At 43.1% G+C, this 9252-nt stretch carries 9 protein-coding genes; all 9 read left to right on the top strand.

Features of this window, described 5'->3' with window-relative positions; genetic code table 11:
* The coding region (rimM, locus tag RDS42_RS08875; protein ID WP_308783340.1) for a ribosome maturation factor RimM at nt 1-350 on the top strand (350 nt) is incomplete at its 5' end.
* A complete protein-coding gene (trmD, locus tag RDS42_RS08870) occupies nt 351-1106 on the top strand; it encodes a tRNA (guanosine(37)-N1)-methyltransferase TrmD (RefSeq protein WP_308783339.1) in 756 nt (251 codons plus the stop codon).
* Nucleotides 1107-1110: 4 nt separating this feature from the next.
* Nucleotides 1111-2142 carry a tRNA preQ1(34) S-adenosylmethionine ribosyltransferase-isomerase QueA gene (gene queA, locus RDS42_RS08865; protein WP_308783338.1) on the top strand — a complete coding sequence of 344 codons (1032 nt, stop codon included), beginning with the start codon at nt 1111-1113 and terminating at the stop codon, nt 2140-2142.
* A gap of 119 nt (nt 2143-2261) precedes the next feature.
* On the top strand, nt 2262-3383 hold the full coding sequence (gene glf / locus RDS42_RS08860) for a UDP-galactopyranose mutase (protein WP_308783337.1): 1122 nt from the start codon (nt 2262-2264) through the stop codon (nt 3381-3383).
* Nucleotides 3384-3400: 17 nt separating this feature from the next.
* Entirely contained in the window at nt 3401-3976 is a 576-nt protein-coding gene (locus RDS42_RS08855) for a DUF6553 family protein (protein WP_308783336.1), read from the top strand.
* A 46-nt stretch (nt 3977-4022) separates the two neighbouring features.
* Nucleotides 4023-6947 carry an insulinase family protein gene (locus RDS42_RS08850; RefSeq protein WP_308783335.1) on the top strand — a complete coding sequence of 975 codons (2925 nt, stop codon included), beginning with the start codon at nt 4023-4025 and terminating at the stop codon, nt 6945-6947.
* Between the two features lie 24 nt (nt 6948-6971).
* On the top strand, nt 6972-7880 hold the full coding sequence (gene era / locus RDS42_RS08845; RefSeq protein ID WP_308783334.1) for a GTPase Era: 909 nt from the start codon (nt 6972-6974) through the stop codon (nt 7878-7880).
* Nucleotides 7881-7883: 3 nt separating this feature from the next.
* The gene (gene recO / locus RDS42_RS08840) at nt 7884-8636 is read left to right on the top strand and encodes a DNA repair protein RecO (RefSeq protein WP_308783333.1); all 753 of its coding nucleotides are present in this window, start codon (nt 7884-7886) and stop codon (nt 8634-8636) included.
* A gap of 49 nt (nt 8637-8685) precedes the next feature.
* A complete protein-coding gene (locus RDS42_RS08835; RefSeq protein ID WP_308783332.1) occupies nt 8686-9168 on the top strand; it encodes an ureidoglycolate lyase in 483 nt (160 codons plus the stop codon).
* Nucleotides 9169-9252 lie beyond the last annotated feature (84 nt).

Here is a 9252-nt window from a genome sequence, read left to right as displayed (position 1 = left end):
ATGTTAAATTTTTTAAAAATCTTGTGATCCTGAAATTTGATGGTGTTGATAACATCAATGATATAGAAAAATATAAAGGCCGCGATCTCTGGATTCCCAGAGAAGAGGGGCAGGAGCTTGAAGAAGACGAATACTATATTGCGGATCTTCTGGGTATGACAGTTCTTCTTGAAGACGGAACGGAATTTGGTACTTTGAAGGATGTAATGGAGACCGGAGCCAACGATGTTTATATGATAGACTCCAAAGAACACGGAGAGGTTCTTCTTCCGGCTATCCGGGAATGTATCCTTGATGTGGATATCGAAAAAAATATTATGACCATACACTTGATGAAAGGGCTGATATAAATGAATTTTCATGTGCTGACACTTTTTCCGGATATGATCCGGGACGGTATGAATACAAGTATCATCGGCCGTGCGATAGCAGGTGGTTTTCTGGATATCGAAGCAGTTAATATCAGAGATTATGCCTTTAACAAACATCAGAAGGTGGACGACTATCCTTATGGAGGAGGAGCCGGTATGCTGATGCAGGCAGAGCCTGTATACCTGGCATATCAGTCTGTTGAAGAAAAAATCGGTTACAAACCCAGAGTTGTCTTTCTGACACCTCAGGGGAAGGTTTTTAATCAGGAGATGGCAAAAGATTTTGCCCGAGAAAAAGATCTTGTGTTTCTCTGCGGTCATTATGAGGGAATCGATGAACGTGTTTTGGAGGAAATCGTCACAGATTATGTTTCCATTGGAGACTATGTGCTTACCGGAGGGGAGCTTCCGGCTATGGTCATGATGGATTCTATTTCCCGTATGGTGCCGGGAGTCCTGACAAATCAGGAGTCCGGTGAAACGGAATCTTTTTCTGGAAACCTGCTGGAATATCCTCAGTACAGCAGACCGGAAATCTGGCATGGAAAGCAGGTGCCGCCGGTGCTTCTTTCCGGACATCATGCTAATGTAGATGCATGGAGAAGAGAACAGTCTGTTTACCGTACTGCAAAATGGAGACCGGATCTTTTGAAAAAAGCAGATCTGACCAATAAGGAATGGAACCAGATCCGCCAATGGAGGAAAGAATGGAAAGCATCAGAAGAGAAGGAGTAAAGAAATGAAGACATCAGATTTTTATTATGACCTCCCCAAGGAGCTTATAGCACAGGACCCTCTGGAGGACAGAAGCTCTTCCAGACTTCTTCATCTTTCCATGAAAGACGGAAGTGTAGAACACCGTCATTTCACGGACATTCTGGATTATTTAAAAGATGGAGACTGTCTGGTCATTAATGATACCAGAGTGATTCCGGCTCGTTTATACGGGCATAAAGAAGGGACAGGGGCACTTATCGAGATTCTTCTTTTAAAAAGAAAAAAGGATGATATCTGGGAATGCCTGGTAAAACCGGGAAAAAAAGCCAGACCCGGAGCAAAGATCACTTTTGGAAATGGAATACTGACAGGAGAGATCCTGGATATTGTAGAAGAGGGAAACCGTCTGATCCAATTCCATTATGAAGGAATTTTTGAGGAAATCCTGGATCAGCTTGGTGAAATGCCTCTGCCTCCGTATATCACTCATAAACTACAGGATAAAAACCGTTATCAGACCGTATATGCAAAGCATGACGGATCTGCGGCAGCCCCTACAGCCGGACTGCATTTTACAGAAGAACTTCTGAAAAAGGTGCAGGAAAAAGGTGTAAATATTGCTCATGTGACACTTCATGTAGGTCTTGGAACTTTTCGTCCGGTAAAGGTAGACGATGTGGAACAGCATCATATGCATTCCGAGTTTTATATGGTGGAAGAGGATCAGGCAGAACTGATCAACCGGACAAAAAAACAGGGAGGGCGTGTGATAGCGGTAGGAACTACCAGCTGCCGTACTCTGGAATCGGCTTCAGATGAAGATGGTGTCATTCATGCAGGAAGCGGATGGACAGAAATCTTTATCTATCCCGGCTACCGGTTTAAAATGATCGACGGACTGATCACAAATTTCCATCTTCCGGAATCTACCCTGATGATGCTCGTTTCTGCTCTTGCAGGAAAGGAGCGGATCATGGCAGCTTATGAGGAGGCTGTACAGGAAAAATACCGTTTCTTTTCTTTTGGAGATGCGATGTTTATCGATCCTGAATGATTTTTGTTTAAATGTAGTTTTTGTGCGAAATGTACAAAGCTGACGTAAAACAGGACTACCCTTTTTCTTTCTGATTTGTTATACTAGGTATAATGATTCAGAAGAAAGAGGGTTTTTTCATGAAAAAATATGATTACCTGATTGTAGGAGCAGGTCTTTTTGGCTCTGTATTTGCACATGAGGCAGTAAAAAGAGGAAAGACATGTCTTGTGATTGATAAAAGAGATCACATTGGCGGAAATATTTATACAGAGGATGTTGAAGGGATTCAGGTACACCGTTATGGAGCCCACATTTTTCATACATCCAATAAAGAAGTATGGGAGTATGTAAATCAGTTTGCAGAGTTTAATCATTTTGTAAATTCACCTATTGCTGTTTATAAGGATGAGCTTTACAATCTGCCTTTTAATATGAATACCTTCCATCAGCTGTGGGGAGTCCGTACTCCCGCTGAGGCAAAAGCCAAAATACAGGAACAGATTGCCAGAATGCATATTACCAATCCCAAGAATCTGGAAGAACAGGCACTTGCCCTGGTAGGCCAGGATGTTTACGAGAAACTTATTGAGGGATATACCAGAAAGCAGTGGGGAAGAGAATGCAAAGATCTTCCGTCTTTTATTATCAAAAGACTTCCTCTGCGTTACACCTACGACAATAATTATTTTAAGGATCCATACCAGGGAATTCCAAAAGGCGGATATACCGGTATTATCAAGAAACTTCTGGAGGGCACGCAGGTGATCCTGAAAACAGACTTTTTTGCCAATAAGGAGGAACTCTGTTCCCAGGCAGACAAGGTGTTGTTTACCGGTATGCTGGATGAATACTATGATTACTGCTATGGTCATCTGGACTACCGGTCTCTGAGATTTGAGACAGAGGTTCTTGATATGGCAAATTATCAGGGAAATGCCGTAGTCAATTATACAGATTATGAAGTGCCTTATACAAGGATCATTGAGCATAAGCATTTTGAATTCGGCAAGCAGCCGAAAACTGTGATCACGAGAGAATATTCAGCGGAATGGACAGAAGGCGCAGAGCCGTACTATCCGGTTAATGATCCGAAAAATAACGAATTGTACGCAAAATATGAACGCCGGGCCCTGGAAGAAAAGAATGTTCTTTTTGGCGGAAGACTTGGCATGTACCGGTATATGGACATGGATAAGGTTATTGAGGAAGCTTTGAGCCTTGCAGAGACAGAGCTTGTTTACTGCAGTGAGAATGAATAAAGGAGAAAGAAATATATATGGATACACAGACAATTGCACAATACTACAGAGAAGCAGATCCAAAAAAGAGAAAAGCTCTATTGGATGAGGCTGTTGCATCAGGAGAAGATCAGGAGGCAAACCAGATCCGTAAAGAGATCTGGGAAGCGCGCTACAGCCAGAACGGAAGCGAAATAGCAGACGGCTATCTGAGATTCTGGATGACCATGGAATTTAATAAAAATGCAGCCAATAAGTGGTTTGGGGTAAAAGGTGCTTATAAAGACGTTATGAAGGAACTGAATTCTGTGAAGTTCCTGGAAATTCAGGAAAAAAGCGAGCTTCATAAAGAACTGCTGTACCGGGAATGCTGCCATCTGGTCAAGCTTTATATGGATCTGTGCAAAACAGACAGATCTTATAACTCCATGCTCTGTGGTATTATTACCATCAAAGAAGATGATGTGAAGGCAAAGCTTCAGAAAGACATTTATAAAACAGCCGTATGCCTCCCGAAAGATCTCGGCATGGAAAAAGAACTGGCTCTTGTGACCAGAGCTGCCCGTGAAATATATGAGCTTTATTTTCCTGGAGAAGGCGGTATGCCGGAATAAACAGACTTAAAAAAGAAATACTGAATAATAAAAACCGGAGGCAAACATGAATAAAGACAGAATTTCTGCTTATGAAATAATAAGAGAAGAAAATCTCAGCGATATCCGTTCAGCAGGATATCTTCTCCGGCACAAAAAAACAGGTGCCAGAGTTATGCTGATCGAAAATGATGACGAAAACAAAGTATTTAATATTGCGTTTCGTACTCCGCCGAAAAACAGTACGGGCGTAGCTCATATTCTGGAACACAGTGTTCTCTGCGGATCCAGGGAATTTCCGCTGAAGGATCCTTTTGTGGAGCTTGTTAAGGGATCACTGAATACGTTTCTGAATGCAATGACTTATCCGGACAAGACCTGCTATCCGGTAGCCAGCTGTAATGATCAGGACTTTCAGAATCTGATGCATGTATATCTGGATGCGGTTTTTTATCCGAATATCTACAAAAAAGAAGAGATTTTTCGTCAGGAAGGCTGGAGCTACCAGCTGGAAGATACAGAAGGACCTTTAAAGTATAATGGAGTTGTATACAACGAAATGAAGGGCGCATTTTCCTCGCCGGATGAAGTTCTGGAAAGAGAGATCATGAATTCTCTGTTTCCGGATACTCCTTATGGCTGTGAATCCGGAGGAGATCCAAATCACATCCCGGAACTTTCTTACGAGGAATTCCTGCAATTCCACAAAACTTATTACCATCCTTCCAACAGCTATATCTATCTTTATGGAAATATGGATATGGCAGAGAAGCTGGAATTTATTGATGAACATTATCTGTCGGCGTTTGAAAAACTGGAGGTGGATTCAGATCTTCCTCTTCAGCCGGCTTTTACAGAAAGAAAGGAACTCCAGCTGGAATATCCTGTTTCCGAAAGTGAAAATGAAGAAGGAAATGCGTATCTTGCGTACAGTACAGTGGTAGGAGATGCCTCAGATGAGCTTACGGCCATGGCTTTTGAAGTGCTGGATTACGCTCTTTTGAGCGCACCCGGAGCTCCGCTGAAACAGGCGCTTCTGGATGCACAGATCGGCATGGATGTTTATGGTTCCTATGATGACGGTATACTGCAGCCTTATTTTGACATTGTGGCAAAGGGAACGGATCCGGATAAAAAAGAAAAATTTGTTGAGATCATCCGTACAACTCTGGAAGATATTGTAAAGAACGGAATTGACAAAAAGGCTTTGAAGGCCGGAATTAACTATATGGAATTCCGTTACAGAGAAGCTGATTTTTCTGCATGGCCAAAGGGTCTTATGTATGGTCTGGATATTTTTGGAAGCTGGCTGTACAGCGATGAAAAAGCATTCAGCCATGTAAAGCTTATTCCGGTATTTGAAAAACTTAAGGCTCTGTCCGGAGAAAGATATTTCGAAGATTTGATCCAGAAATATCTTCTGGATAATCCTCATGGATCTGTGATCACTCTGGTACCTTCCAAGGGACTTGCAGCCCGCAGGGAAAAGGCGCTGGAAGAACAGCTGCAGGCCAAACTGGAAAAAATGACACAGGAAGAAAAAGAAACTCTGGTAGAAAAAACAAAAGCTCTTGTGGAATATCAGGAAGCAGAGGAAGAACCGGGAAGCGAAAAATGTATTCCTATGCTGAAAAGAGAAGATATCAAAAAAGAAGCGGCCGGATTTACCAATGAGGAGCTGGATGTTTCCGGAAGTCTTTTCCTTTATCATGAGGTTCCTACCAATGGAATTTCCTATCTGGATCTGATGTTTGATCTGAAGAATCTGGATCCGGAGGATGTTCCTTATCTGGGACTTCTGAAATCAGTACTTGGTTTTGTTGATACGGCTCATTTCAGTTACGGAGAGCTTTCCAATGAAATCAATGCGGAAACAGGGGGAATTTCCTGTGGAGTTGAGGTTTTTGACCGGGCAGATTCAACAGAAGAATACAAAGCGGTGTTTTCTGTGAGAGGAAAGGTGATGTACCCCAGAATCGATGTTTTATTCAGGATGATCCGTGAAATCCTGAATACTTCAAAGCTGGATGACGGCAAACGTCTTTATGAGATCATTGCAAGGGTGAAATCAAGAGCTCAGGCAAATCTTGTAAGTGCAGGCCATTCCACAGCAGTGCTTCGCGGCGCTTCCTACAGTTCTCCTATGGCAGCTTTTCAGGATGAAATGGCTGGAGTTGGCTATTATCAGTTCATCGAGAAACTGGAGAAGGAGTTTGACAGCCGGAAAGAAGAGCTGGTAAAGAAGCTGACTGCTCTTATGACTGAAATTCTTCGGCCGGAGCTTCTCTGTGTCAGCTATACCGGAGAGAGAGAATCTCTGGATACAGTAATGAAGCAGGTAAAGGCTCTGAAGGATACCCTTCATACAGAGGCTGCAGAAGCTTCTTCAAAGCCGATGTCCTGCGAAAAGAAGAATGAAGGCTTTACCACTTCAGGACAGGTGCAGTATGTTGCCCGTACCGGTAATTTCCGTAAAAAAGGCTACGAATATACAGGCGCTCTTGATATTCTGAAAGTGGCGTTAAGCTACGACTATCTCTGGATGAACCTTCGTGTAAAGGGCGGCGCCTACGGATGCATGAGCGGTTTTAAGAGAAGTGGTGAGAGCTATTTTGTTTCCTACAGAGATCCGCACCTGAAGCGTACGCTGGAGGTTTATGAAGGAATTCCGGAATATGTACGCACATTCCAGGCAGATGAACGGGAAATGACAAAATATATCATTGGTACCATCAGCGGCAAGGATGTACCGAGAACACCTCAGATGCAGGGGAGTATTTCTAAAACTGCATATTTCTGTGGTATTACGGAAGAGATGATGCAGAAGGAAAGAGATCAGATCCTGAATGCAGATGTGGAGGATATTCGAAATCTGGCTCCTCTGGTGGAGGCGATCCTTTCTGATGATGCAGTCTGCGTTGTGGGAAGTGAGACAGCAATAGAGAAAGAGCGGGAGATATTTAAAGAGATCAAATCTCTGATTTCCTGTTGAGAGATAAAAAGAAAGCAGGTAAACATGAACGATAATTTTAAATCAGGTTTTGCAGCTATCATTGGCCGTCCCAATGTGGGAAAGTCCACTCTGATGAATCATCTGATCGGACAGAAAATCGCCATTACCTCAAAAAAACCTCAGACAACCCGAAACAGGATACAGACAGTTTATACCTGTGAGGAAGGGCAGGTTGTGTTTCTGGATACGCCTGGTATCCACAAGGCAAAAAACAAGCTGGGAGAATATATGGTCCAGGTGGCGGAGCGTACTCTGAAAGATGTGGATGTGATCCTCTGGCTGGTGGAGCCGACCACATTCATCGGTGCGGGAGAAAAGCATATTGCAGAACAGCTGAGAGGACTGAATATTCCGGTTATTCTGATCATCAACAAGGTAGATACGGTTGGTAAAGAGGAAATTGCAAAAGCAATCGATACCTATCGGAAGCTTTACGATTTTGATGAGATTATTCCGGTTTCTGCTCTCCGGGCAGTTAATACCCAGGATATTATTCCAAGTATTTTAAAATATCTTCCTTACGGTCCTATGTTCTATGATGAGGATACGGTAACCGATCAGCCTCAGAGACAGATTGCTGCAGAGATCATCCGGGAAAAAGCGCTTCATGCGCTGGATGCAGAGATTCCTCATGGGATCGCAGTGGCCATTGACAGGATGAAAGAACGCCCGGGCAAAGGCCGTCTGGTGGATATTGATGCGACCATTATCTGTGAAAGAGATTCTCATAAAGGTATCATCATAGGCAAACAGGGTGTTATGCTGAAAAAAATCGGAAGCAATGCCCGGTTTGAACTGGAGAGAATGCTGGATGCAAAAGTGAACCTGAAACTTTGGGTAAAAGTGAAAAAAGACTGGCGGGACAGTGATTTTCTGATCAAAAACTTTGGATATGACAAAAAGGAAATCTGACAGATGAGTGATCTGATCACAGTTCAGGGTGTGGTGATCTCAGCGATGCCGATAGGAGAATATGATAAAAGAATCGTGCTTCTGACCAGAGAAAGAGGAAAGATTTCTGCGTTTGCCAGAGGGGCGAGAAGAGTGAACAGCCCCTTTATGGCAGCTGCGGAACCCTTTGTTTTTGGGAATTTTACTTTGTACGAGGGAAGAACCAGCTATAATTTGAATCAGGTAAATGTAACCCACCATTTTATGGAACTGGCAGCTATGCAGCCGGGCATTTACTATGGGTATTATTTTCTGGAGCTTGCAGATTACTTTGGAAAAGAGGGCACGGATGAAAGAGAGATGATGAATCTTCTCTATGTTACGGTAAAGGCTCTTATGAATCCTCATGTTGAGGACGCTCTGGTAAGATGCATCTTTGAACTGCGCACCATGGCGGAGCAGGGGTATTGTCCGGAGCTGGTTTCCTGTGAAAATTGTTCGAAAGACGAACTTTCGGAAACAGAAGTGTTTTTTTCGCAGGAAAACCATGGGATTGTGTGCCAGTCCTGTGCAGTGGGAGTGAGAGATGCAGTAAGGATTTCAGGTGCGGCTCTTTATGCCATGCGTTATATTGTCAGCGCGCCTATGGGAAAGCTTTATACTTTTTCAGTCAGTTCTCAGGTACTGGCAGAACTGGAACGGATCATCCATACCTATACGGAAAAAAATACAGACAGAAAATTCAAAAGTCTGGAAATATTAAAGGTCATGAGCTGAAAAGAAATACGGCAAAATGATACATGATAAAAATGGGAGGTATTTACACATGAAACAGATCCATGCAAAAAAAATCACAGCAGAAAATTTTAAGGAATTCGGAAGCTTTACAGATCTTCTGAATCCGGATGGCTACAGTCTGGGGGATTTTTATCAGGACAGACTGAAAATGCACAGTTCCGGTAATATGCAGATGGCTTTTTCTCCGCTTCTGGTACATAAACCGGAAAAGATGGTGGTTACCACTGCAGAATACCATAATTATACGCAGGAAGGCGTTCTCTGTCTGGATGATGACGTGATCGTACATGTTGCACCGGCAGGAAAAGAAGCGGTTCCGGAGCTTACAGAGGCATTTCTTGTGCCAAAGGGAACAATGGTCCTTCTGAATACCGGTGTATGGCATTTAAGTGCGATTCCGGTAAATAAAGAGACTGCGCATGTTCTTATTGTACTTCCGGAGAGAACATATTTGAATGACTGCGTTGTAGTTGATTATCCGGAAGAAAAATGGGTAGAGATCCTGGGATAAACAGGGCGGGATACCAGGGAGGCATCAGACAATGTCATTTAGTTAAGACATTGAGTCGGCAGCCTCTTGCAGAGCAAGGTATAT

It is taken from the genome of uncultured Blautia sp. (genome assembly GCF_902497045.1).
Lineage (GTDB): Bacteria > Bacillota > Clostridia > Lachnospirales > Lachnospiraceae > Blautia_A.
The sequence above is the reverse complement of the archived record's forward strand: the minus strand, read 5'-3'. Positions and strand labels throughout refer to the sequence as shown.

Coding starts and splice junctions, on each gene's coding strand:
- trmD (WP_308783339.1), top strand. CDS start 351: ATGAATTTTCATGTGCTGACACTTTTTCCGGATATGATCCGGGACGGT.
- queA (WP_308783338.1), top strand. CDS start 1,111: ATGAAGACATCAGATTTTTATTATGACCTCCCCAAGGAGCTTATAGCA.
- glf (WP_308783337.1), top strand. CDS start 2,262: ATGAAAAAATATGATTACCTGATTGTAGGAGCAGGTCTTTTTGGCTCT.
- RDS42_RS08855 (WP_308783336.1), top strand. CDS start 3,401: ATGGATACACAGACAATTGCACAATACTACAGAGAAGCAGATCCAAAA.
- RDS42_RS08850 (WP_308783335.1), top strand. CDS start 4,023: ATGAATAAAGACAGAATTTCTGCTTATGAAATAATAAGAGAAGAAAAT.
- era (WP_308783334.1), top strand. CDS start 6,972: ATGAACGATAATTTTAAATCAGGTTTTGCAGCTATCATTGGCCGTCCC.
- recO (WP_308783333.1), top strand. CDS start 7,884: ATGAGTGATCTGATCACAGTTCAGGGTGTGGTGATCTCAGCGATGCCG.
- RDS42_RS08835 (WP_308783332.1), top strand. CDS start 8,686: ATGAAACAGATCCATGCAAAAAAAATCACAGCAGAAAATTTTAAGGAA.